Genomic DNA, 23,954 nt, shown 5'->3' on the forward strand with positions numbered 1-23,954 from the left:
TTAGCCTTCCTCCTTATTCAAAATATCATATCTACGAAATTTCATAATTCCACATATGAATGCAATAAATAAAATTCCAAACGAAAACAGTAATCCTTTTTGATAACTAACGCCATTTTCTATTGCCCATTCATACCGAATTGGCATTGCGAAATTCCCTATCATTATATCGGATAAGAAATAAGCTGAAGACAGCATCATAATACATATTACCAAAAAACTGAACACAGGTTTTGTAAAAAGCAATAATACCATCTGCAATAAATTAATTGCAATCGACAATATCACTGGTGTTAGAATCACAGCGATTGGAATCACTCCACCCCCTCGAAACTCTGATACCCACAAGCCAAACATCGTTGCAATACTGTCTGCATGTGCTTCAAATGAGAGTGGTTCTTGAAAACAAATACATAGAATCACTAATACCAATAAAATAATTCCATGATACAAAACGGTAGATAAAACATTCCACAAACATTTTGATATCCACCATTTTGTTCGTCCTTGAACATGTACCAAAATCTGTGTTCCCATGTTTTGTAAATCTTACATCGGATAATTTAGAACAGCAAACGAACTAAACAAAAAAACAGCAATCCACATAGTTGGAAATTGAAACGGATTACCTGTAGTCGGTATATATTCTTTCATTCCGCCATACAAATACATCCAATAGTCTCCTAACGCCACTTCTGTTCCCCATATCGCAATTCTTCTATGCAACTCAAAAAAACCAACAATTGCAATAAATAACGGAAAAATATAACATGATACTCCTTTAAAATATCCGTTTTTCAAGTCAAACCACAATACTTTAATAAATTTCATTCCGATACTCCTTTATAACACCAATTAGAGAAATCACCAATAATCCAATTGCAAACAAAAGAATAATACTTCCTGAAAAAGAATACCTAACTTCTACACCTCGCAAAAAATATAATGGCGAAAGCTCCTTATATGCAACAGATGGATCACTATAAATATAATCTGCAATCACATGTACAAATAGCAACAACAAAAACGGGATAAGTACGACTCCCCACTTTTGTCGCACAATTCCAGATACTGCCATACAAATACAAACCAAAAAACCACAGTATACAAAGTCTATAAACAAATATATTGCCACATACAAAAAAGGTACTGTATAATATAATTCAGCTAAAAAAGAGCCTCCAAACACACCATAAAACATATTCATAGTCACATCAGGCAAAATAGCTGGAACAACCAGTAAAGTCATCCAAAAATTAAAAATCAGCGGAAGAACCATTGCAACTCCCCCCGATAAAAATACTGCTACATATTTTGCACAATAATATTTTTTCTTTCCTGTCTTTGCGATCATCATTCTTCGATATCCGCATTTCCTTTCTTCACTATATGACCAGCCATAAGGCAATGCTATCAACAACGGAAATACAAAGAAATAAATAGAACTTCCTAGTGAAAATGGTTCGCCTCCTATCCAGCAATTGAACACCGTATTAATCCCTATATGAGGATCGTATATGATATCCGTTGAATTACCAGATATAGCAGACATTCCCTCATAATACATATTTACCATATGTTCAAAACTCAACAAGGTAATAAGACACCCTAAAACAACAGATATCCAAAAAAATTTATTTTTGAAAGCTTTCTTAAGCTCTAATTTCAATACTGAACACATATTCTCACTCCCCACTTTACAATTTCAAATTCACATAAGAAGTATATTCTTCTCCTCCATTTAAATTATCTGTCAAATATATTTTCCCCAGGTCACAATCATCCGGATTAATATACCAACCAATTTTCATGTTTACACTCTGTGCCGGAAGCAACGGAAAATGATAATATTCAGGACTTTCCACATCTTTACCTTCCGAATAATAACACGGACTTCCAATCCATATAACTTCATTGTCTTTTCCTTTTTCAACTAATTGAAAAATAGATATATTGCAATCTTCAGAATTTACATTCGTCACCGTCACATCCAAAATCAACATAGGACTATTCATCGCCTCATCTACTGACACCAAAACTCCACTTTTGGGATATTCAATAATTGGCATAATCTCTTCTTTCTGCACACTCGCTTCTGTTGGATTATTATACAAAGTCGCCTGATTTACTGTATATCTTATCGAAATATTCTCTTCATTTCCCTGAAGAGGCTCCTTCTTCTCCACGATGTCCCCCAGTTGGAATTCCCGTTCTTGATTTACATAATATTTTTGTTCAATTGTTTTACCTTTCCCTTTTGATATTTTTGAACATCCTGTAATTGATATTAAAATTAAGGCAATGCAAAAAATAAAACTATAATTTCTATGGAACATCCCTTATACTCAACCTCCAACTCTCTTATATTATTAAGAAGGTCAGTGTTTCTTCTGACTTTCCCTTCTCTGTTTTTCTAAGTGCATCATATCACATAATTCTACTCTGTGCCGAAACATGTCATAATTCATATAGATTCTTGTCATAACTCGTGTTACTGCTCGCTCCGCAGCTCATAGTTTTCTATAAAGTAAAAGACACAGACCTCAAAAAGCCCATGTCTTCTCCATTTTTCTATATATACAACATCAATTTTACACAAAAATGTGCATCCTGTACTTTTATACGCATATCTCCATGATATTTTTCTACCATTCGTTTTACACTTTTTAACCCGATACCGTGGGACTCCGAATCTTTTTTCGTTGTAAGAAAATTGCCGTATTTATCTTTTTTTATTCTCTCTGGCAAAAAACTATTTTCTATCTCCAAAATAAGAATCCCATTTTTCAAAGAAAGTTCAACACCCAAAATTTTTTCTTCCGTCTCCATTGCGGCATCTATCGCATTTTGAAGCAAATTCCCAATGATGACATTCAAATCAAAGGAATGCTTCATCTCTTCCGGTATCGCAACTTTTACAGTTGTATTCAACTGCATCTCCCTTGCTTTCTGAAGCATATAATTCAGAACACTATCTACTTCCACATTGCCGGACGATACAATCTCATTCGGCTTCTCAAAAAATTCTTCCATAGCATTCAGATATCTTTGAAATTCTGAAAAATCCTTTCTCTCTGCCATAAATCTCAATTCCGTCAAATGATGTTTCATGTCATGCCGAAGCATCTTCATTTTTTCTACACTCCCTAGCATTACATCTATTTGATTTCTATATGCATTCATCTGATATTCTAGCAACTCCGCCTCATGCTTTTCTTCTGATAGTTTTAAAAACAAGCTGTAAAAATAAAGCATCAAAAAATTAATCAAAAATAACCCCAAACATGTAATGGTAATTCCTCTATAAGTGCTGCTTTTTGTATAAACCAATATAGTTATCAAGAAAATACTGCATAATGGTATACAAATCAAAGATAAATGATAAGTTCTTGTCATGTTTTTTCGCCCAGATACAATTTTTTCTACAACCAACTCACAAACAAAAATTAATAGTATTCCGATTGCCCCATACACCTGATTATACATATTTCCATCTTTATACGGCACAAATAAAAGTGTCACAAAAACATCACACAAAAGATTCGCCATATAAATTGAAACCGTCACAAAAATATTCTCTTTCCATACTTTTGTATACATTCTTACTAGCAAAGCAATGCCCACTAGATTGCACACAATATTTATCCAAACACGTTGAAACAATAAATACAATGCCGTATTCACGATCCAAAAGAGCAAATAGCACGCAACTTCTTTCACCCTGCTTAACTTTGTTTCTTCCAAAAAGATGCGGATAAATCGATACGTCACATACATGCGAAATAAATTCGCCCCCGCACACACAATGATATCCATCATATTTTTATAATTCCTTTAACAATTTTTCTCTGACCTGTTTTCGCTGTGCCTGACTGATCGTCAGTACTCTCCCATTGTCCAATTCCACAGTTTCATATGTATACCGTGCGATACGCTGCTTATTTACTACATACGATTTATGAATTACAAGAAAATCTTCCGGCAATTCCTTGATAATATTTTTCAGCTTTCCGTAAAATTCCTTTTCGCCGCTTGTAGTGAGCAATCTAACTTTTCGTCCATCACTCACAAAGCAAAGAATATCTCCATAAGGCACATAATAATACTCTTTACCCAATTGGAATTCAAAACGCTTTGTGTTTCGCCCGACAATCTTTAGTGCCAATGCAAGCGTCTCTTCAATCTTTTCTTCCTCAATCGGCTTTACAAGGAAATCCATCGGCTGCACCTTAAACAACTGCTGTGCATACGACTGTTTCCCCGATATATAGATAATCTGCATCGTATAGTTTTCCATCTGCTTTCGGATAAATATCCCCGCATCGATTCCACTCACTTCAAACAATTCGATATCCAAATACAGAATATCCAACTGTTTTCCCGTTTCTAAATAAGCACAAAGTTCTTCCCCGGAATTCCAGACTTGGATATCCATCTTTACATTTCTCTTTTTCCCATACTTCAAAACAACATCTTCTATAAAAGCACATGTATTTTTTCCATCATCACATATTCCAATCTGATACATTTCCCACCTCAAGTATATACACCCAAATTTGCAAAAAAACTCTTTAGAATTTTCTAAAGAGTTTACATCAATGCAGGTGGTGGGACTTGAACCCACACGAGGTTACCCCCGCAAGATTTTGAGTCTTGTGCGTCTGCCATTCCGCCACACCTGCTTACCCAAGAAGCATTTTCACTTCTTTTTATTAAGTTGTTGTCTCAACACAATATATATTACCATATGCTACTATAAAATACAAGCCTTTTTTTGAAATTTTTTCAATTTTTTTAACAGTTGCTACTGTTCACCCAAATAAGCATCTCTGCACACAGCAGTGAACAGCAGCTGACATTTCCCTTATTTCAATTTCTGACCAATCTCAAAGCAATCAAATGTTGCAAAGTAATCTGCCGGTGTTTCGGCTCTTCGAATCAGCTTCGGCGTACCGTCTTCCTGCAGTAAAATCTCTGCCGATTTCAATTTACCATTATAATTATATCCCATCGCAAATCCATGTGCTCCTGTGTCATGGATGACTAGCAGATCTCCGATATCAATCTTTGGAAGCATACGATCTACTGCAAATTTATCATTATTTTCACACAGTGAACCTGTGATGTCATATTTGTGGTCACAAGGTGCATCTTCTTTTCCCATAACTGTGATATGATGATACGCTCCGTACATCGCAGGACGCATTAAGTTTACCGCACATGCGTCACATCCGATATATTCTTTATACGTGTGCTTCTCATGAACTGCTTTTGTCACAAGGCAGCCGTAAGGTCCCATCATATAACGTCCAAGCTCTGTGTAGATTGCCACATCACCCATGCCAGCCGGAACAAGCACTTCCTCGTATACCTTTCTGACTCCTTCTCCGATTGCTCTGATATCATTCGGCTCCTGATCCGGTCGATACGGAATTCCCACGCCCCCTGACAGATTGATGAATTTAATGTGAGCTCCGGTCTCTTTTTGCAGCTTCACTGCAACTTCGAACAAAATCTTTGCGAGCATTGGATAATATTCATTTGTTACAGTATTACTTGCCAAAAACGCATGCAGTCCGAATTCTTTTGCCCCTTTTTCTTTCAGAATCTTAAATGCCTCAAACAACTGCTCCGTTGTCATCCCGTATTTGGCATCCCCAGGATTGTCCATGATGTCATTGCTGATTTTGAACAATCCGCCCGGATTATAACGGCAGCTGATCGTCTCCGGAATATGCCCGATTGCATTCTCCAAAAATTCAATATGTGTGAAGTCATCCAAATTGATAATTGCCCCCAGTTTGTCTGCATAGACAAACTCTTCTGCCGGAGTTGCATTGGAAGAGAACATGATATCTTTCCCTACTGCTCCAAGCGCCTCAGACAGCATCAATTCTGTATAAGATGAGCAGTCACAGCCACAGCCGTATTCTCTTAAAATATTAATCAAAAATGGATTCGGAGTTGCTTTTACTGCAAAATATTCTTTATAACCTTTATTCCATGCAAAAGCCTCTTTCAATGCTTTTACATTTTCACGAATTCCCTTTTCATCGTACAAGTGAAACGGTGTCGGGAATTCTTTTACAATCTCATCTAATTTTTCTTTTGTAACAAACGGTACTTTATTCATCAACGGCTCTCCCTTCATACGTCAAATTAGAATCACTATACCTTTTTTCTTTTTATTTGTCAAGAAAAAGGATACCCCCAACTTGCAGCTAAAAAAGGAACAGGCGATATTCGCCTGCCCCTTTGCATTGTTGTGTTGTGGTCTGTATAAAACTTTTAACTATTTTCTTAATCCTAATCTCTCGATTAATGTACGGTATCTTTCAATGTCAGTTTTCTTTAAGTAAGCAAGTAAACCTCTTCTCTGTCCTACCATTTTAAGAAGACCTCTTCTTGAATGATGATCCTTTGGATTAGCTTTGAAGTGTTCTGTCAACTCATTGATTCTTGCTGTTAATACAGCAATCTGAACTTCCGGTGAACCTGTGTCGCCTTCTGTTCTGGCATATTCTGCCATAATAGCCTGTTTCTTTTCTTTTGCGATCATGCTATGACCCTCCTGTTTTTCTTAAATTTAACACCTGACATTAAGTGACGGTTGGAGTATCCGGTCACCGAACATCGGTTTTTTCATACTTGATGAGTATATCATACTTTTACACCAGTGTAAACTACTTATTTTTAAAAATTACTGTCGAAACCTTGAAGCTGCTTACGCCCATATGCGATATCCTGTTCCACCTGCTCGCGAAGCATCTCTACAGAATCGAATTTTTTTTCCGGTCTCACATACTCGTAAAGCGCTACCTCAATTTTCTTTCCATAAGCGTCCCCGTGATAGTCAAATACAAATGTTTCAATTCCCATCTGTTCTTTCTCTGAAACTGTCGGTTTGCAGCCGATATTAGAGATTCCTCCATAAAGCATGCCATCAATCCGAATTGAACTGACATAGACTCCATTTGGCGGAAGCAGTTTCTCTTTTTCTGCAACAATGTTCATCGTGGGAAATCCAAGCTTTCTCCCAAGCTGCTTACCATATTGCACTTCTCCTGTGACGGCATACGGGTATCCAAGAAGCTGTGTAACCAGTTTCATATTCCCTTTTTTCACTTCTTCTTTAATGTAAGTGCTGCTGATTTCTCTATCTTCATAGCACTTCTTTTCAATCACTTCCACCTCATACCCGTATTCCCCACTATACTGCTGCAACATATGATAATCACCTTTTTTCTGATATCCAAAGTGAAAATCCGTGCCAACTACAATATACTTGGCATGAAATTGTTTCACCAAAATTTCTTTTATGAAAGTCTCCGCCTCGATTTTTGAAACTGCCTCGACAAATGGGCATTCCACCAGATAATCTACCCTGCCCAAAAGGCGTCCTGCGCGTTCTTCGTTCGTAATCAGACTTTCTTTTTTCTTTTTTAATTTTTCGTACAAGGGCGCCATGTCAAATGCAAACACAACGCTGTCTACACCGTCATTTTTCTGATGCGCAATGACCCGCTCGATCAATGTCTCATGTCCTCTGTGAAGACCATCAAATTTCCCCAATGTAATTGCAGTCTTTTTGTCATTTTGATAGAACTGCATTCCCTTGATATATTGCATGTTTTTTCCTCTTATCGTTACTCATTTTTATCAAAAAACATTTTGACTATTTTAAACATCTTTTGTTTCTGCTGATATGCGTAAATCGCAATGAACTGTCCGGAATTACTGTAAACTCTCACATACTCTCCGTCAACCAGGTCTTTTGACTCATTGATATGCTTTTCAAAAAACATATTTCCATTGCACACAAGCGCTTCATAAGGTGCTTTAAGTGTCACCGCCTCGTACTGCTCAAACATTTCATCAATCGGAACTAATATCTCTGAAAGTGTTCCCTCTTCCTTTTTCTGTCTGACTTCCTCCAATGTGTAGCTGTCTTCCAAAGTAAACCTGCTTACTTTTGTGCGGGTGAGTTCCTCCATGCAGCCACCACAGCCGAGTTTCTCTCCGATATCATGGCACAATGTACGGATATAGGTTCCTTTGGAGCAGGAGACTTCCATCCGCACGCGCGGAAGTGAAATGTCTTTGATCCGAATCTCATAGATGACAACCGGACGAGCTTTTCTCTCAACCTCAATTCCGGCTCGCGCCAGTTCATATAGTTTTTTCCCATTGACTTTTAACGCAGAATACATCGGCGGTACCTGTAAGTATTCTCCTACAAATTCCCCGATGCATCTTTCTACGGCATCATTGTCAATTCCATCCATCGCTTTTTCGGATAACACTGTTCCGGATATATCCTGAGTGTCCGTTGCCTTTCCAAGTAAAAGTACTGTCTCATATGTCTTATCCTTATCCGTCAGCATATCGCATAATTTTGTCGCTTTTCCAAGGCAGACCGGAAGAACGCCCGTCGCATCCGGATCCAATGTACCGGTATGCCCAATCTTTTTCTGTCCGAGAATCCCTCTTAGTTTTGCGACTACATCATGTGATGTAAATCCTTTTTCTTTACGTATATTAATGACTCCGTGTACCATATTTTCTTCCTTTTTATAGTTGTAAATGAATCTGTCCGGACAGATTGTTGATCACATCATGTACCGTTCCCTTCATCGTCACACCAGCCGCTTTTTTATGACCTCCTCCACCGAAATACTGTGCGATTCTGCTGACATCCACATCACCAGATGCACGCAGGCTCACTTTGTACTCATGCGGAGCAGTCTCATATAAAAGAACGGCAACTTCCACACCTTTCGTCACCCGAAGCTGGCTGACAATTCCTTCTAAATCTTTCGGTGTGACACCATGAAATTCCATCATACGCTGTGTAATATAGGATACAATACATTTTCCATCCATAAACAGAAAACTTTCAAACAATGCCCTCCCCAAAATCTGGTTCTGAGCAAACGTCTTTTCATAAAATGTCTTTTCGATGATCTCAGAGGCATTAATCCCTTTCCGCATCAGGTTCGCTGCCGCCTCCATCGTCTCCGGCGCCGTACATGAATACTGGAACACTCCTGTATCATGCACAATTCCAAGATACAGACATTCAGCCGTCTCTTTTGTGATCTTTTCTAAATCCAAAAGCCGGTATACAAGCTCCGAAGTAGAACTTGCTTCCGGGAAAATATAATTTTGATCTGCAAACGCAAGATTACTAATATGATGGTCTACGCAGAACGTCTCTTTTGCATGTTCAAAAAGCGCCTTTGAAAATCCGAGACGTTCTTTATCACCACAGTCAAGCACAATAAACAGATCGTATTCTTTTTTGTCCGACACCTCGTGACGAATCTCTTTCGCCGCCTTGATAAACTGAAAGCTATCCGGTATGTCTTCCAGATAGACATCCGCCTGAATCTCTTCATAGTTTTCTTTGATGTACTGATACAACCCAAGACAGGAGCCGACACAATCACCATCCGGACGCACATGACCGCCAATGGCAACTGTTTTTACATGTTTCAAGACTTCCTTTAACATCTTATTCTTCCTCTTCTTTTAAATCCTTTGTCACATCATCAATCATTTTCGACATTGCCACGCCATATGCGATAGACTGATCCATCACAAATTTTATTTCCGGCGTGTTTCTCATATTCAGCTTTCTTGCCAGTTCTCTTCGGATATATCCTTCTGCACTCTGAAGACCTTTGATGGTGTCTTCCTGCGCTTTCTCGTCACCGAGCACACTGATATATGCTTTGCATGTCTTCAAATCCGGTGCTACTTCCACCGCCACAACGGAAGTCATTGGTGCAACACGAGGGTCTTTGATGCCCCCGCGGATAATGTTGCTCAATTCTCTTTGCACCTCTCCGTTTACTCTTGTATTCTTAATACTGTTTTTTCTCAATTCTTTTCCTCTTTTCTTATCTTGGTATCTCTACCATCTTATAAGACTCTACTTGGTCGCCTTCTTTGACATCATTAAATTTCTCGAAGACAAACCCACATTCATAACCTGCTTTTACTTCTTTTACATCATCTTTAAAACGTTTCAGTGAAGCAAGACCGCCGTCAAAGATTACGACTCCGTCACGGACAATACGTGCAGAACATCCTCTCTCGAATGTACCGTCAAGCACATATGCGCCTGCAATCGTACCTACTCCTGAAGCCTTGAATGTCTGACGAACCTCTGCATGACCGAGTATTTTTTCCTCAAATACCGGATCCAGCATACCTTTCATAGCAGCTTCCACATCTTCGATCGCATTGTAGATGACACGATATAATCTTACATCCACTCCTTCACGGTCTGCAATCTCTTTTGCAGTTGCGTCTGGACGTACATTAAATCCTATGATGATCGCATTGGATGCAGATGCAAGTGTCACGTCAGATTCATTGATTGCACCGACACCACCGTGGATAATCTTTACAACGACCTCGTCATTTGATAATTTCAAAAGACTCTGTTTCACCGCTTCCACAGAACCCTGTACGTCTGCTTTTACAACGATACCAAGTTCTTTTACATTTCCTGCCTGAATCTGGCTAAACAGATCATCTAAGGACATCTTCGATTTTGTATCGTCTAACAGCTTCATTCTTCCCTGTGAAATAAATGTCTCTGCAAAGTTTCTTGCCTCTTTATCATTGCCGCATCCGACAAATACTTCTCCAGCATTTGGTACATCATTCAGACCAAGGATCTCTACCGGAGTAGAAGGTCCTGCCTCTTTGACTCTTCTTCCTTTGTCATCCATCATTGCTCTTACTTTACCGTAAGCCGAACCTGCTGCGATGGCATCTCCGACACGAAGTGTACCTTTCTGTACCAATACTGTCGCCACAGAACCTTTTCCTTTATCAAGCTCTGCCTCGACCACAAGACCTCTTGCGCGACGGTTTGGATTGGCTTTTAATTCCAATACTTCCGCTGTCAGAAGGATCATCTCCATCAAGTCTTCGATTCCTTCTCCTGTCTTTGCAGAAACCGGTACAAAGATTGTGCTTCCACCCCAGTCCTCTGCAATCAGTTCATACTCTGTCAATTCCTGTTTTACACGGTCGATATTCGCACTAGGCTTATCAATCTTATTCACTGCAACAATGATTTCAATTCCAGCTGCTTTCGCATGGTTGATCGCCTCTACAGTCTGAGGCATTACGCCGTCATCTGCCGCAACAACAAGAATCGCAATATCTGTGGAATTAGCGCCACGCATACGCATTGCTGTAAACGCCTCATGTCCAGGTGTATCTAAGAATGTAATCTTCTCTCCATTCACTGTCGCCACATATGCACCAATATGCTGTGTGATACCACCTGCTTCACGGTCAATCACATTTGTATTACGGATTGCATCCAGAAGGGAAGTTTTACCATGATCAACGTGTCCCATAACACACACAACTGGCGGACGTTTCTTCATCTTGCTTTCGTCTTCTTCATCTTCTTTTAACAATTCTTCAATGACATCTATCACTTCTTCTTTTTCACAGAGTACTTCGAATTCCATTGCAATTTCTTCTGCTGTATCATAATCGATCTCCTGATTGACAGTTACGATTTTTCCCTGTAAGAATAATTTTTTCACAATTACAGATGGCTGAATCTTCATCGCATCTGCAAGTTCTTTGATTGTAAGTACTTCCGGAATCGTGATCATCTTAATCTTTTCTTCCACTTTTTCCTCTACCTTTGGCTGCGGCTTTGGCTGCAACGGCACATTCTTTGCTTTTTTCCCTTTCGGCACTCTTTCCTCATGGTCATCTTTGCGATAATCTTTCTTCTTATTAAAATTATCTTTTTGTTTTTGACGCTGTGGCTTCTGCTCCGAAACCACCGGTGCCGGAATAGAAGGTGTGCTCTTTCTGTTATCATTTCTTCTGTCGTTTCTTCTATTATCATCTCTGCGGTCGTCTCTTCTGTCATCACGTCTGTTATCATCCCGCTTTTGGCTCTGATAATTGTTGTTCGGTCTTTGATTATTATTTGCTCTCTGGGCATTATTATTCTGTCTCTGTCCCTGACCGGCATTATTGTTTTTCTGACCTTGGTTATTGTTATGTGGTCTCTGACCATTCTGTCTCTGCCCCTGATTGTTTCCGCTTCTTTGTCCCTGATTGTTGCTCTGTCCATCTCGTCTCTGCGTCGGACGATTGCCCTGACGGGAACCATTTTGGGAATTCTGTGGTCTGAACACCTGCACAATATTTTTCTTCTTCGGCTCTTCTTTTGTCTCTCCGCCGCCTAAACTGCTCTTTACAAGCCCAATCTGCTCATCGCTCAATGAACTCATATGACTCGTTACCTCTATATTTTTTGCCCTAAGAACATCAAGCACTTCTTTGTTTGTTTTATTTAGCTCTTTTGCTAATTCATGCACTCTCACTTTTGTCATACTAACTACCTCCTCTATGCAATCGTATATCCTTCTGTTTCCAAGTGTTTCACAATTCCTTTTGCAAATCCTGCATCTGTCACTGCAACCATTGCCCGAAATTCTTTTCCCATTGCATGCCCCAAGGTATCTTTATCTCCATAAAAATAAATTGGCACTTCATAGAAATTACACATATTTTTAAACTTCTTTTTTGTATTGTCTGACGCATCCTCTGCCACAATCACAAGCTCCGCCATACCGGTCTTCACTTCCTTTTCGGTACAGAACTCGCCACTTGCTGTCTTTCCTGCTTTTGTGGCAAGACTGACTAACGATAATGCTTTACTCGATTTCAAGCGCATTCATCTCCTTTTCCAGTTTTTCATAAACTTCTTTTGGAATTGCCTGCTTAAAAGATCGCTCTAACCCTTTGTTTTTCACCGCTTTTTCAAAACATTCTTTTGAAAAACAAAGATATGCTCCGCGCCCATTTTTCTTTCCTGTCGCATCCAGTTCAAATGTATCTTCTGAAGTTTTTAAAACACGCATCATTTCTTTTTTACTTTTCATCTCTTGACATCCTACACATTTTCGCATAGGAACCTTTTTGTTATTACTCAACAAATCACTCCTGACTACACTAATTCATCTGGTATCTCTTCATCTGCTTCCTCAGATACTTCTGTGGAAAGATTCATATAATTTTCCGGCAGTTCACCAGCTTCAATCGCCTGTGTCTCGCTCTTGATATCAATCTTGTATCCTGTCAGACGTGCAGCCAGTCTGGCATTCTGTCCTTCTTTTCCGATTGCAAGTGACAACTGATAATCCGGCACAATTACACTTGCTGTCTTTTCATCCGGATCAGCCATTACAGAGATGACTTTTGCCGGGCTAAGAGCATTCTCGATCAAGATTGCAGGATTCTCACTCCAGTTGATGATGTCAATCTTTTCTCCGCGAAGTTCACTTACGATCGCATTGACTCTCGCACCGTTCATGCCTACACATGCTCCAACCGGATCTACATCCGGGTCATTTGACCACACTGCAATCTTTGTACGAGAACCGGCTTCTCTTGAGATACTCTTAATCTCAACAATGCCTTCTTTTACTTCTGCAACCTCAGACTCAAACAGACGTTTTACCAGTTCCGGATGTGTACGAGAAACTAAAATCTTTGGTCCTTTTGTTGTGTTTTTCACTTCTACGATATAGAGTTTGATACGTTCTGTAGGTTTAAACACTTCACCTTTTACCTGCTCATTCTCAGTCAGCATTGCATCTGCTTTTCCAAGGTTAATACTTACATTCTTGCCAACATAACGCTGCACGATACCAGTCACGATATCTTTCTCTTTTTCAAAATACTGATCATATACAACTTTTCTTTCTTCTTCACGAATTTTCTGAAGAATTAAGTTCTTTGCATTCTGTGTTGCAATACGCCCAAATTCCTTTGATTCCACCGGAATCTGAACAATATCGCCAAGCTCAAATTTAGAGTCGATCATCTTTGCATTTGCAAGGCTAATCTCCATCACATCGTCTTCCACTTCTTCTACAACTGTCTTTTCCGCAAATACAGAGTAGTCACAAGTCTCACGATTCATCACTACTTTGATGTTATCTGCTTTTCCAAAATGATTTTTACATGCGTTAATCAGAGAATTCTCAATTGCATCTAATAAAGTCTCTTTACTGATATCCTTTTCCTGCTCAAGAATTGTCAACGCTTCTAATAATTCTGTGTTCATTTTTTCTTTCCTCCTGATTTAAAAATCCAATGCCAAACGAATCAAAGCAATCTCACTTCGTTCAAATGTCTTTGTTGTCTCATCTTCATATTCAATCGTCACGGTATCCTGATCGTATTCTTTTAGAATCCCGATAAATTCTTTCTGTCTGTCAATCGCACGGTAAGTACGGATCTCCACTTCTTCTCCGATACTTCTTGCAAAGTCTTTTTCTTTCTTCAAAGGTCTTCCAAGTCCCGGAGAACTCACTTCAAAGATATACGTATCTTCGATATAGTCTTTCTCATCCAGAATATCTGAAAACGCTCTGCTTACCACTTCACAATCGTCTACCGAAATTCCTCCCGGTTTATCAATATATGCCCGAAGATACCAGTTTCCTCCCTCTTTTACATACTCAACGTCCACCAACTCAAATCCATTGCTTTCAACGATTGGTAATAGAAGTTCTTCTGTTTTTTGTTCGTATACTTCTCTTTTAGACACTGTCAACCTTCCTTTCTTATACCAACAAATAAGAGTGAACATTACGTCCACTCTTCTGCCGATTTCTTATGTAACTATCATACACTATAGCACTCATTCTCAATAAATGCAAGGGTATTTTCAAAATTTCTCATTTCAGGGTTATCGTTTTGTTCCGATTCCATCCCGTCTTGCCAGTTTCAGACGGTTCAATGTCACTTCTTTTTCTTTATATAGAACCTTTTGCTCAACTCCTTCTTCAAGCAGATATACCTGTTCCAGTTCATCTTTTTTCTGCAGTTTGATTCCACGAACTCCGACGGCACCTTTTTTCTTTTCCGGCACCTCTGTCGACGCAAACCTCAGAAAATATCCATTCATTGTCTGAAGCACAACGCTTTGTCCATCTGTCACAACCTGTACGCAGATCACTTCATCCTCTTCTAAAAGCTTTGTCGCTGCGATGGTTCGTTTTGCCACCTGAAATTCACTTCCATCCACCTGCTTTAACATACCTTGTTTTGTCGCAAACAACAGCTTTGCCATAGAGAGACTTCCCTCGTCACATACAAACACAATCTGTTCTTCGGTGCTGTTATAATTACTCAAATTATCAATCGGAGTTCCTTTATCCCTGAATTTTCCATATGGAATATCAGGCACCTTTACCTGATGCATCTTTCCTGCATTCGTAAACAGACAGATTTTTCCAGTATTGATGCAAGAAACCACATATTTGTTCTCCGAGTCTGCCGCTTCCCTGTTTCTTTCATAGGTCGACATATCCACCGTTCTTGCATATCCAAAACGATCCATCAAAAATACAACTTCCTGCTCTTCGATCTTCTTTTCTTCAAACACTGCTTCTTCTGCATTTTCAACAACCGTCCGTCGTTTTCTTGCATATGCTTTCTTGATTACATCTAGATCTTCTATAATAACTTGCGCCATTGAATCGTAATTGTTCAAAATATCTTCATAGCGGACAATATTTTTGAGCGTCTGCTCATGTTCCGCCTGCAATGCTTCAATCTCTAACCCGATCAGTTTGTACAGGCGCATCTCTAAAATAGCTGTTGCCTGCCGCTCCGTAAATCGAAGCATCGAAGCCATTTTCTTTGAAATATTGGACTTGAATTTGATATTCTCTGTGACACCGTCCGTCAGACATGCTTTTGCCTCTTTGATCGACTTGCTGCCACGCAAAATTTCAATAATCAAATCAATGACATCACATGCCTTGATCAAACCCTCCTGAATCTCTTTTTTATCCAACTCTTTTGCAAGCAGTGTCTTGTATTTTCTCGTCGCAATGTCAAACTGGAAATCTACATGATGCTCGATAACTGATTTCAGTCCCATCGTCTCTGGTTTCCCATTGGCAACGGCAAGCATATTCACTCCAAATGTATCTTCCAGACGAGTCTTTTTGTAAAGCATGTTCTTTAAGTTTTCCACATCTGCATCTTTTCGAAGTTCCAGCACAATCCGAATTCCTTCTTTGGATGACTGATTGGAGATATCTGTGATGTCATTCGTCTTTTTGCTCTCCACAAGGGACGCCACATCGTTTAAAAATTTTCCGATTCCTGCACCGATCATTGTGTAAGGAATTTCTGAAATCACAAGACGTTTCTTTCCGCCTTTCAATTCCTCCACTTCCACTTTTCCGCGAATCTTAATCTTTCCGGCTCCCGTCTCATAAATGTTCAAAAGATCGTCTTTGTTGACTACGATACCGCCCGTCGGAAAATCCGGTCCTTTGATATGTTTCATCAACTGCTTTGTCGTGATCTCACTGTTTTTCATATATGCTTTCACCGCATCGATCACTTCGCCTAAATTGTGTGTCGGAATACTTGTCGCCATTCCGACCGCGATTCCCTCTGCACCATTCACCAAAAGATTTGGAATACGAACCGGAAGCACCTCCGGCTCTTTTTCTGTCTCGTCAAAGTTCGGAGCAAAGTCCACAACTCCTTTATCCAAGTCTGCAAGAAATACCTCCTGTGTCAGTTTTGCAAGACGAGCCTCCGTGTAACGCATCGCAGCAGCGCCGTCTCCCTCGATAGAGCCGAAGTTTCCATGTCCGTCCACAAGAATCATTCCTTTTTTGAATTCCTGCGCCATTACGACCAGCGATTCGTAGATGGAACTGTCTCCATGCGGGTGGTATTTACCCATCGTATCCCCGACGATACGCGCGCATTTTCGATATGGTTTATCATAGCGGATACCTAACTCATGCATATCGTAAAGTGTTCTTCTCTGCACCGGTTTCAGACCATCTCTGACATCCGGCAACGCTCTTGCCACAATGACACTCATCGCATAATCGATATATGATTTTTTCATGATATCCGAATATTCGGTTCTTATAATTTGTGAATCCTGCATCTTTTGTTGCCTCCTATATATCTAACTCTGCTTCTGTCGCATTTTCATAAATAAACGCACGTCTCGGAGGCACTTCACTTCCCATCAGCATCTCCGTCACGGAAGATGCCATTCTCGCATCTTCAATCTCGACAAGCTTTAGCATTCTCGTCTCCGGATTCAGCGTTGTCTCCCACAACTGGTCTGCATCCATCTCACCAAGACCTTTGTATCTTTGCAGCGTAAATGGTCCTTTCTGACGTTTGCGATAGCGCTCCAGTGCTTTGTCATCGTACAGATATTCCTCTTCCCCTTTTTTCGGCATCGCCTTGTAAAGCGGAGGCATCGCAATATAGACATGTCCTTCAAAAATCAATTCCGGCATAAACCGATAGAACAATGTCAATAATAATGTAGAAATGTGAGCGCCATCCACGTCCGCATCAGCCATAATAATAATCTTGTTATAGCGGAGTTTGGTGATGTCGAAATCATTACCATACCCTTCCGAAAATCCACAGCCAAAGGCATTGATCATCGTCTTGATCTCCGCATTGGCAAGTACCTTATCGATACTTGCTTTTTCCACGTTCAAAATCTTTCCGCGGATTGGCAGAATTGCCTGATAAGAGCGGTCTCTCGCCGTCTTTGCGGAACCTCCCGCAGAATCTCCCTCCACGATAAAAATCTCGCATTTGTTTGCATCTCTGCTCTCACAGTTTGCAAGCTTTCCATTGCTGTCAAACGAATATTTCTGCTTCGTCAACAGATTCGTCTTTGCCTTCTCCTCCGTCTTACGGATTTTTGCGGCCTTCTCCGCACAGCTGATTACTTTTTTAAGCGTATCCAGATTCCGGTCAAAATAGCGCACGATCTCCTCTCCGGTCACCTTTCCGGTCGCCTTTGATGCATCTGGATTGTCAAGCTTTGTCTTCGTCTGCCCTTCAAAACGCGGATCCGGATGCTTGATTGAAACAATCGCCGTCATTCCGTTGCGGATATCTGCTCCTGTAAAATTGCTGTCCTTCTCTTTTAAAATGCCAAGTTCTCTCGCGTACTGGTTCATCGCCGTCGTAAACGTCGTCTTAAATCCCGTCAAATGCGTTCCGCCCTCTGCATTGTAAATATTATTACAAAATCCGAGTACATTCTCATGGAACTCATTCACATACTGGAATACAACTTCCACTTCGATTCCTTCTGATTCTCCCTTAAAATAAATCGGATCATGTATCGCCTCTTTTTTCTGATTCAGATCACGGATAAATCCAAGGATTCCGTCTTCCTCATGATATTCAATATGTTCTGTCTGCGCTCCGCGTCTGTCCTCAAAAATAATCGTCAGATTCGGATTCAGATACGCAGTCTCATGGAGACGGCTTTTTACTTCCTCCGCCTTGAATCTCGTCTTCTCAAAAATCGTGTCGTCCGGCAGGAAATTCACTTCTGTACCCGTTTTTCTCGTCTTTCCAATAACCGGAAGCAACCCGTTTTCAAGCTCTACAACCGGAATCCCCCGCTCGTATCGGTCGTGATGAATTGCACCTTCCCTGCTGATCTTGACATCCATATAAATAGAAAGTGCATTTACAACCGAAGAGCCAACCCCGTGCAGCCCGCCACTTGTCTTATAAGCTGTATCATCAAATTTTCCGCCTGCGTGAAGTGTCGTATATACAATACGTGCTGCGGATACCCCTTTTTGGTGCATCCCGACAGGGACACCTCGCCCATTGTCGATCACCGTTGCAGAGCCATCTTTTTCCAGTATGACCTGAATCTTGTCACAGTACCCCGCAAGATGTTCATCTACCGCATTGTCCACAATCTCATAGATCAAATGATTGAGCCCCTTTGTAGACACACTTCCAATATACATTCCCGGTCTTTTTCTGACCGCTTCCAGTCCTTCTAATATAGAAATACTATCTGCATCATATGTATTTTGTTTCGCCATTTACTTAAAGTCCTCTCTTTTTCATACTGCACCCATCATAACACAAACAAAGGTTCGTTTCAAATAAATTCTTCTACCCTGCGATGACTTTTGTTAAAACGTCTGACAACAGCTCCATCGCATTTCGCATTTCCTCCACGGTGTTTGTCTGGGCACCTGCCTCGATCAAAAGGGATTTTGGCATCATGTGGAGACTGTAACGGTACCCTTTCAGATAGATTTTCCTTGCAAATCCCGGATACATACTCTCTGAGGCAAGCTGCATCTGCAAAGAAAACGACAGGTTATCCTGAATATAAGGATTCGGAAGATATGCGATATCTCCATTCGCCTTTGTTCTGCTAAGCCCATTGAAAAACATGATCTTTGCTGCCTGTTTTCCATTTGCCTCCGTCACCAGATGTGTATCATTGCCGACCCCATCACGATGCAGATCAATCACAACCTCAATACTTGGATTTTCTTCCAATATTTTTCTGACTCCCACTTCCGAAAATTCATACGCTTTACTTCGGTCTAATTTCCCGTCGATCAAATCATACACGCCGTCATGATGGATGGTGGAAATTCCCTTCGCATTCAAAAGCTCTGACAAATATGCTCCCATCCCGACGATACTGGTGCCGACATCTCCCTCCACAGAATCCACAAAAGTCTCCTGCGAGTGAGTATGAAAGATAAGTACTTTGGGTCCTTCCCCACTTGTGTCAATATGCATATCTTTTGCGAGAAGCTCATCCACATTTAACTGCTCCTGCCCGATCATCGTTGTGCTGTCCACCGTATAATAATGGCTCACCAGATAGTTAAAATCCCGCAGCTGATCTATCGATACAGTCACCGGTTCTGTTTTCACTTCCTTGGCATCTTTTTCTGCGTGACTTCCGTCCCCGTTGATCAGATTCCCATTCTCGTCCACCTCATTTTCATCTGCCGCCTGCCTTGCCATGATCATTTCATAGGTCGCAGTATCTTCAATTTCAGATTCATAAGTTCCTTTTCCTTCCACATAACTTCCAAGGGGAATCATCTGCATCGCTTTTTTTGCAATCCATGTATTCCAATCTGTCTTTTCTTCTTTTTCCGCATAGAAAAGTCCTGGCATAAAAGACCTTTCTGTCATTCTCACAAGATTTTCCCGCAGACTCCCCTTCCATTCTTCCGTAATCTGCGTTCCACCTTGAAATAATATATATATGCCAAGACAAAAGATCAAACTGCCCGACAATATTGCTAAACTCCTATTTTTTCTCATATTTCTCTCCTAACAGAATCTTTAGAGCTTTAACAATATATGTTGCTTTTTTGATAATTATGAGCATGTCCTCTCCGAAAACAAAATATTTAATCCCTCAGAAATCGTATATCCGATTCGTTTGATTGTCTCATCAATATCTTTCGGTGTCACAAACATTCCATTTAAATGCGGAGAGATCAGTTCTTTTATCAGTTCATATTTCTCCGTCGCATTATATCCCTGCAAAACGACCCCCACACCTTTTAGTGTCTCGGATGTCTCCAGTGCCGCAATCAAATTTTCCATCGTGTCATTGACAATTGTAGCTGCATCTACAACCGTCGGCACACCAATGGCAATGACCGGAACCCCGATTGTCTCTTCTGTAATTCCGTTTCTGTGATTCCCAACACCGGAGCCCGGATTAATTCCCGTATCTGCAATCTGAATGGTTCGATTCAGTCTCTTGCTGTTCCTTGCGGCAAGCGCATCCACTGCAATAACCAAATCCGGCTTTGTCTCTTTTACAATCCCTTTGATGATCTCTAATGTCTCCATACCGGTCTGCGCCATAACCCCTGGAACGATTGCACTTGTCATGTGCACAGCATCTTCCCCCATTGCGTATTTACCATACTCCTTTACAATATGTCTTGTAATTGCCAGATTATCCACTACATGTGGTCCTAATGCATCCGGTGTCACCTGACGGTTTCCAAGACCTGCCACCAATACAACATAGTCCTCTTTTTCGATTTTTATGAGCTCTTTGATATATTTTGCCAGTTCTTCTGAAATTTCCCTGTGATATTCCTCGTCTGGGACGGCCATATTCGGTGCTTCCATCGTAATATATGTGCCGACAGGTTTCCCCATCGCGCGAGCCCCTTTTTCCGTCTCAATCTTTACTTTCGTGATTCGTATCTCCCGCTCTTTGTCATACTCCTCTTCCAAGATAACTCCCTGAACTTCCACATGATCCGATTCAAATCGCTCTTTTTCCTCCAATGCTAAATCTGTATGAATACTATACTTTTCCAACATCTCAACTTCTCCTTGTAACTTTATTTTTTAGTTTTCACAAAAAAAAAGAGAATTATGTATTGACAAGCCACAATAGTTATTTTACAATGAATGAGTATGTTTCAGTAGAACGTTCCGTGTCCGGGTCTGCTGAACAAAAGATGAATTTTATATCACATATATTGGAGGTGTTCAGATTGGCTAACATTAAATCTGCAAAAAAAAGAATTTTAGTAAACGAAACAAAAGCTGCTAGAAATAAAGCAATTAAATCAAGAGTAAAGACTTCTATTAAAAAAGTAGATGCTGCTGTTGAAGCAAAAGATCAGGCTGTTGCTGTTGAAGCATTAAAAGCTGCTATCAAAGAGATCAACATGGCTGGAAGCAAAGGTGTTTACCACAAAAATACTTGTGCTAGAAAAGTTTCTCGTTTAACAAAAGCTGTTAACGGAATTGCTTAATTTTTATTAGGAAATATATTATAAGACAACCATACCGTCATATGGTTGTCTTTTTTTAGCAACAGTTCAGCCAGGTACAAAGTCACAAAAATCTGAGTGAAGGAGTTTTTTATGAACACTGTTTTTCACGAAATCGAACCGATTTTTAATAAGGACTCAAAAATATTGATTCTCGGCTCTTTCCCCTCTGTAAAGTCACGAGAAGGACACTTCTTCTACAATCACCCCCAAAATCGTTTTTGGAAGGTGCTCGCACAGGTCTTTAACTGTGAGGTTCCAAAGACAATCGAGGAGAAAAAGCCTTTCCTTCTGACCAATCAGATCGCAGTGTGGGATGTGATTGCTTCCTGCGAGATCAAAGGTTCCAGCGACAGCAGCATCAAAAACGTCGTTCCCAATGATCTGAATCGAATCTTGTCTGTCTCCCATATCGAGCAGATTTATACAAACGGCAACGCCGCATTCCAGCTTTATGAAAAATACTGCAAAAGTCAGACAAATATGGACGCAATAAAACTGCCATCCACAAGTCCCGCAAACGCAGTCTATTCACTGGAGAAACTTGTAGAGATTTGGAAAAGCATCACCCAATATACTGCACATAAAAAGTAGGTAGTGCATTTAATGCATCTACCTACTTTTCATTATAACGACTAGTTATTGATCAATTTATCCTCGTCGCTCCAGCTGTATAATTTACGGATTTCTTCTCCGACAATTTCTGATGGATGTTCTGCTGCAAGTTTTCTCATTGCTTTGAAGTGTACCTGGCTTCCTGCTGATGACATATCTAATAAGAAGTCTTTTGCAAATGTACCATCTTGAATATCTGATAAGATTTTCTTCATTGCTTTCTTTGTATCTTCTGTGATGATCTTTGGTCCTGTAATGTAATCACCGTATTCTGCTGTGTTTGAGATAGAGTATCTCATTCCGGCAAATCCACTCTGGTAAATCAAGTCTACGATTAATTTCATCTCGTGGATACATTCGAAGTAAGCATTTCTTGGATCATATCCTGCTTCTACCAATGTCTCATACCCTGCCTGCATCAATGCACAAACGCCACCACAAAGTACTGCCTGCTCACCGAAAAGGTCTGTCTCTGTCTCTGTACGGAATGTTGTCTCAAGCACACCTGCTCTTGCTCCACCGATTGCAAGTGCATATGCAAGTGCGATATCCTGTGCTTTTCCTGTCGCATCCTGTTCTACTGCCACAAGACAAGGAACACCTTTTCCTACTTGATATTCGCTTCTTACTGTGTGACCAGGTCCCTTTGGCGCTACCATTGTAACATCTACATTCTTTGGAGGTACGATACATCCAAAATGAATGTTAAATCCGTGTGCGAACATTAACATATTTCCTTCTTCAAGGTTTGGTTCAATATCGTTTTTGTATAATGCAGCCTGCTTTTCATCATTGATCAAAATCATAATAATATCGGCTTTTTTTGCTGCCTCTGCCGCTGTGTATACCTCAAATCCTTGTTCTTCTGCTTTTTTCCATGATTTGCTGCCTTCGTAAAGACCGATAATGACATTGCATCCGGATTCTTTTGCGTTCAATGCATGCGCATGTCCCTGACTTCCGTAACCGATTACCGCAATTGTCTTTCCTTCTAATAATGATAAGTTACAATCTTCCTGATAATAAATTTTTGCCATAGCTGTTACCTCCTAAACCCTTCTCATGAATATATAGTTAAGGACCTTTGCCCCTAGCTTTCTACGTTAATCATCAATTACTTTGATACCTTTTGACCCTCTTGACAAGGCTGTGATTCCTGTTCTTGCAAGCTCTAAAATCTCATATCCCTGCAGGAGATTCAAAAAAGCCTCTACTTTCGACTGATTTCCTGTCATCTCAAGCATCAACGACTCTCTCTCCACATCGACAATCTTCGCTTTGAAAATATCAGCAACAGAAATAATCTCTGCTCTCTCAGATGCATCTGCCATCACTTTGACCATAATAAGCTCCCTGCAAACCGACTCTCCATCCGCCAAAATCTTAATATCAACGACATCTTCCAATTTGCGAAGCTGCTTCTCAATCTGAGACAAAATCAACTCATCCCCGCTTGCAACAACCGTAAGTCTTGTAAACCGTTCATCCGTTGTAATTCCTGCTGTGATACTGTCAATACTGTATCCTCGTCTGCTGAATAATCCGGCAACGCGACTTAACAATCCCGCATTGTTATTTACCAATAATGAAAATACTTGTTTCCTCATAACATCCCTCTACTTTCTTATTTTTAAAAAACAGAGTGCGTTCTGTTTTTATATATTATCAACTAGAAACCTA

General features: G+C 40.2%; 25 protein-coding genes and 1 tRNA gene. 2 read left to right on the forward strand and 24 right to left on the reverse strand.

Annotation, left to right across the window (positions count from 1 at the left end):
* The 22 genes from ACTQXY_RS05960 to gpr all read right to left on the reverse strand — a co-directional run bounded on the left by ACTQXY_RS05960 (position 1) and on the right by gpr (position 21,201).
* Positions 1-537, reverse strand: coding sequence for a hypothetical protein (locus ACTQXY_RS05960; RefSeq protein ID WP_441658727.1), 537 nt, complete (start codon positions 535-537; stop codon positions 1-3).
* A gap of 12 nt (positions 538-549) precedes the next feature.
* Positions 550-831 carry a hypothetical protein gene (locus tag ACTQXY_RS05965; RefSeq protein WP_441658728.1) on the reverse strand — a complete coding sequence of 94 codons (282 nt, stop codon included), beginning with the start codon at positions 829-831 and terminating at the stop codon, positions 550-552.
* Positions 818-1,681 (reverse strand): hypothetical protein, encoded by an 864-nt coding sequence (locus ACTQXY_RS05970; protein ID WP_441658729.1) that lies wholly within the window; start codon positions 1,679-1,681, stop codon positions 818-820. Before ACTQXY_RS05970 ends, ACTQXY_RS05965 begins: the two co-directional genes overlap by 14 nt.
* 16 nt (positions 1,682-1,697) lie before the next feature.
* Positions 1,698-2,186, reverse strand: coding sequence for a DUF5027 family lipoprotein (locus ACTQXY_RS05975; RefSeq protein ID WP_441658730.1), 489 nt, complete (start codon positions 2,184-2,186; stop codon positions 1,698-1,700).
* A gap of 385 nt (positions 2,187-2,571) precedes the next feature.
* Positions 2,572-3,819: a GHKL domain-containing protein gene (locus ACTQXY_RS05980; RefSeq protein WP_441658731.1), complete on the reverse strand. Its 1,248-nt coding sequence runs from the start codon at positions 3,817-3,819 to the stop codon at positions 2,572-2,574.
* Between the two features lie 4 nt (positions 3,820-3,823).
* Positions 3,824-4,528 carry a LytTR family transcriptional regulator DNA-binding domain-containing protein gene (locus ACTQXY_RS05985; protein ID WP_441658732.1) on the reverse strand — a complete coding sequence of 235 codons (705 nt, stop codon included), beginning with the start codon at positions 4,526-4,528 and terminating at the stop codon, positions 3,824-3,826.
* Between the two features lie 71 nt (positions 4,529-4,599).
* Positions 4,600-4,682, reverse strand: a tRNA-Leu gene (locus tag ACTQXY_RS05990).
* Positions 4,683-4,864: 182 nt separating this feature from the next.
* Positions 4,865-6,133, reverse strand: a complete 1,269-nt coding sequence (locus ACTQXY_RS05995) for a diaminopimelate decarboxylase (RefSeq protein ID WP_441658733.1) — start codon at positions 6,131-6,133, stop codon at positions 4,865-4,867.
* Between the two features lie 159 nt (positions 6,134-6,292).
* The gene (gene rpsO, locus ACTQXY_RS06000) at positions 6,293-6,559 is read right to left on the reverse strand and encodes a 30S ribosomal protein S15 (protein WP_004612466.1); all 267 of its coding nucleotides are present in this window, start codon (positions 6,557-6,559) and stop codon (positions 6,293-6,295) included.
* Between the two features lie 134 nt (positions 6,560-6,693).
* On the reverse strand, positions 6,694-7,629 hold the full coding sequence (locus ACTQXY_RS06005) for a bifunctional riboflavin kinase/FAD synthetase (protein ID WP_441658734.1): 936 nt from the start codon (positions 7,627-7,629) through the stop codon (positions 6,694-6,696).
* A gap of 17 nt (positions 7,630-7,646) precedes the next feature.
* Positions 7,647-8,558 carry a tRNA pseudouridine(55) synthase TruB gene (gene truB, locus ACTQXY_RS06010; protein WP_441658735.1) on the reverse strand — a complete coding sequence of 304 codons (912 nt, stop codon included), beginning with the start codon at positions 8,556-8,558 and terminating at the stop codon, positions 7,647-7,649.
* A gap of 13 nt (positions 8,559-8,571) precedes the next feature.
* Entirely contained in the window at positions 8,572-9,513 is a 942-nt protein-coding gene (locus ACTQXY_RS06015; RefSeq protein ID WP_441658736.1) for a DHH family phosphoesterase, read from the reverse strand.
* A gap of 1 nt (position 9,514) precedes the next feature.
* On the reverse strand, positions 9,515-9,886 hold the full coding sequence (gene rbfA / locus ACTQXY_RS06020) for a 30S ribosome-binding factor RbfA (RefSeq protein WP_441658737.1): 372 nt from the start codon (positions 9,884-9,886) through the stop codon (positions 9,515-9,517).
* Between the two features lie 16 nt (positions 9,887-9,902).
* Positions 9,903-12,383 (reverse strand): translation initiation factor IF-2, encoded by a 2,481-nt coding sequence (infB, locus tag ACTQXY_RS06025; RefSeq protein WP_441658738.1) that lies wholly within the window; start codon positions 12,381-12,383, stop codon positions 9,903-9,905.
* Between the two features lie 14 nt (positions 12,384-12,397).
* On the reverse strand, positions 12,398-12,727 hold the full coding sequence (locus ACTQXY_RS06030) for a L7Ae/L30e/S12e/Gadd45 family ribosomal protein (protein WP_004612460.1): 330 nt from the start codon (positions 12,725-12,727) through the stop codon (positions 12,398-12,400).
* Complete coding sequence (gene rnpM / locus ACTQXY_RS06035; protein WP_004612459.1) at positions 12,708-12,962, reverse strand: RNase P modulator RnpM; 255 nt, start codon at positions 12,960-12,962, stop codon at positions 12,708-12,710. The genes ACTQXY_RS06030 and rnpM overlap by 20 nt, the downstream gene beginning before the upstream one ends.
* Positions 12,963-13,000: 38 nt before the next feature.
* A complete protein-coding gene (gene nusA, locus ACTQXY_RS06040) occupies positions 13,001-14,122 on the reverse strand; it encodes a transcription termination factor NusA (RefSeq protein WP_373206905.1) in 1,122 nt (373 codons plus the stop codon).
* Positions 14,123-14,140: 18 nt separating this feature from the next.
* Positions 14,141-14,608 carry a ribosome maturation factor RimP gene (gene rimP / locus ACTQXY_RS06045; protein ID WP_044987108.1) on the reverse strand — a complete coding sequence of 156 codons (468 nt, stop codon included), beginning with the start codon at positions 14,606-14,608 and terminating at the stop codon, positions 14,141-14,143.
* Between the two features lie 141 nt (positions 14,609-14,749).
* Positions 14,750-16,984, reverse strand: a complete 2,235-nt coding sequence (locus tag ACTQXY_RS06050; protein ID WP_441658739.1) for a DNA topoisomerase (ATP-hydrolyzing) — start codon at positions 16,982-16,984, stop codon at positions 14,750-14,752.
* 13 nt (positions 16,985-16,997) lie between these two features.
* Positions 16,998-18,920, reverse strand: a complete 1,923-nt coding sequence (locus ACTQXY_RS06055) for a DNA gyrase/topoisomerase IV subunit B (RefSeq protein WP_441658740.1) — start codon at positions 18,918-18,920, stop codon at positions 16,998-17,000.
* Between the two features lie 73 nt (positions 18,921-18,993).
* Complete coding sequence (locus ACTQXY_RS06060; RefSeq protein WP_441658741.1) at positions 18,994-20,175, reverse strand: stage II sporulation protein P; 1,182 nt, start codon at positions 20,173-20,175, stop codon at positions 18,994-18,996.
* 57 nt (positions 20,176-20,232) lie between these two features.
* On the reverse strand, positions 20,233-21,201 hold the full coding sequence (gene gpr / locus ACTQXY_RS06065; RefSeq protein WP_004612453.1) for a GPR endopeptidase: 969 nt from the start codon (positions 21,199-21,201) through the stop codon (positions 20,233-20,235).
* Positions 21,202-21,377: 176 nt separating this feature from the next.
* Here gpr and rpsT point away from each other — a divergent pair, with 176 nt between their 5' ends.
* Both rpsT and ACTQXY_RS06075 read left to right on the forward strand, forming a co-directional pair.
* On the forward strand, positions 21,378-21,641 hold the full coding sequence (gene rpsT, locus ACTQXY_RS06070; RefSeq protein ID WP_022250056.1) for a 30S ribosomal protein S20: 264 nt from the start codon (positions 21,378-21,380) through the stop codon (positions 21,639-21,641).
* A 111-nt stretch (positions 21,642-21,752) separates the two neighbouring features.
* The gene (locus ACTQXY_RS06075) at positions 21,753-22,253 is read left to right on the forward strand and encodes a DNA-deoxyinosine glycosylase (protein ID WP_441658742.1); all 501 of its coding nucleotides are present in this window, start codon (positions 21,753-21,755) and stop codon (positions 22,251-22,253) included.
* A 41-nt stretch (positions 22,254-22,294) separates the two neighbouring features.
* Here ACTQXY_RS06075 and ilvC read toward each other — a convergent pair whose 3' ends face one another.
* Together ilvC and ilvN are read right to left on the reverse strand one after the other, a co-directional pair.
* Positions 22,295-23,311: a ketol-acid reductoisomerase gene (gene ilvC / locus ACTQXY_RS06080; RefSeq protein ID WP_004612450.1), complete on the reverse strand. Its 1,017-nt coding sequence runs from the start codon at positions 23,309-23,311 to the stop codon at positions 22,295-22,297.
* 66 nt (positions 23,312-23,377) lie between these two features.
* Positions 23,378-23,881, reverse strand: coding sequence for an acetolactate synthase small subunit (ilvN, locus tag ACTQXY_RS06085; protein ID WP_441658743.1), 504 nt, complete (start codon positions 23,879-23,881; stop codon positions 23,378-23,380).
* Positions 23,882-23,954: the final 73 nt, after the last annotated feature.

It is taken from the genome of Faecalimonas sp. LCP19S3_D12 (assembly GCF_052121495.1).
Classification (GTDB): Bacteria; Bacillota; Clostridia; order Lachnospirales; family Lachnospiraceae; genus Faecalimonas.

Bases quoted from the DNA above. Each gene is read 5' to 3' on its own strand.
- ACTQXY_RS05980 (WP_441658731.1), bottom strand. From the start codon at position 3,819: ATGATGGATATCATTGTGTGTGCGGGGGCGAATTTATTTCGCATGTAT.
- ACTQXY_RS05960 (WP_441658727.1), bottom strand. From the start codon at position 537: ATGGGAACACAGATTTTGGTACATGTTCAAGGACGAACAAAATGGTGG.
- ilvC (WP_004612450.1), bottom strand. From the start codon at position 23,311: ATGGCAAAAATTTATTATCAGGAAGATTGTAACTTATCATTATTAGAA.
- ACTQXY_RS06030 (WP_004612460.1), bottom strand. From the start codon at position 12,727: ATGCGCTTGAAATCGAGTAAAGCATTATCGTTAGTCAGTCTTGCCACA.
- rnpM (WP_004612459.1), bottom strand. From the start codon at position 12,962: ATGCGAAAATGTGTAGGATGTCAAGAGATGAAAAGTAAAAAAGAAATG.
- truB (WP_441658735.1), bottom strand. From the start codon at position 8,558: ATGGTACACGGAGTCATTAATATACGTAAAGAAAAAGGATTTACATCA.
- rpsO (WP_004612466.1), bottom strand. From the start codon at position 6,559: ATGATCGCAAAAGAAAAGAAACAGGCTATTATGGCAGAATATGCCAGA.
- gpr (WP_004612453.1), bottom strand. From the start codon at position 21,201: ATGTTGGAAAAGTATAGTATTCATACAGATTTAGCATTGGAGGAAAAA.
- ilvN (WP_441658743.1), bottom strand. From the start codon at position 23,881: ATGAGGAAACAAGTATTTTCATTATTGGTAAATAACAATGCGGGATTG.
- ACTQXY_RS06060 (WP_441658741.1), bottom strand. From the start codon at position 20,175: ATGAGAAAAAATAGGAGTTTAGCAATATTGTCGGGCAGTTTGATCTTT.
- nusA (WP_373206905.1), bottom strand. From the start codon at position 14,122: ATGAACACAGAATTATTAGAAGCGTTGACAATTCTTGAGCAGGAAAAG.
- infB (WP_441658738.1), bottom strand. From the start codon at position 12,383: ATGACAAAAGTGAGAGTGCATGAATTAGCAAAAGAGCTAAATAAAACA.
- ACTQXY_RS05985 (WP_441658732.1), bottom strand. From the start codon at position 4,528: ATGTATCAGATTGGAATATGTGATGATGGAAAAAATACATGTGCTTTT.
- ACTQXY_RS05970 (WP_441658729.1), bottom strand. From the start codon at position 1,681: ATGTGTTCAGTATTGAAATTAGAGCTTAAGAAAGCTTTCAAAAATAAA.
- ACTQXY_RS06015 (WP_441658736.1), bottom strand. From the start codon at position 9,513: ATGTTAAAGGAAGTCTTGAAACATGTAAAAACAGTTGCCATTGGCGGT.
- ACTQXY_RS05995 (WP_441658733.1), bottom strand. From the start codon at position 6,133: ATGAATAAAGTACCGTTTGTTACAAAAGAAAAATTAGATGAGATTGTA.
- ACTQXY_RS06005 (WP_441658734.1), bottom strand. From the start codon at position 7,629: ATGCAATATATCAAGGGAATGCAGTTCTATCAAAATGACAAAAAGACT.
- ACTQXY_RS06050 (WP_441658739.1), bottom strand. From the start codon at position 16,984: ATGCAGGATTCACAAATTATAAGAACCGAATATTCGGATATCATGAAA.
- ACTQXY_RS06075 (WP_441658742.1), top strand. From the start codon at position 21,753: ATGAACACTGTTTTTCACGAAATCGAACCGATTTTTAATAAGGACTCA.
- ACTQXY_RS06055 (WP_441658740.1), bottom strand. From the start codon at position 18,920: ATGGCGAAACAAAATACATATGATGCAGATAGTATTTCTATATTAGAA.
- ACTQXY_RS05965 (WP_441658728.1), bottom strand. From the start codon at position 831: ATGAAATTTATTAAAGTATTGTGGTTTGACTTGAAAAACGGATATTTT.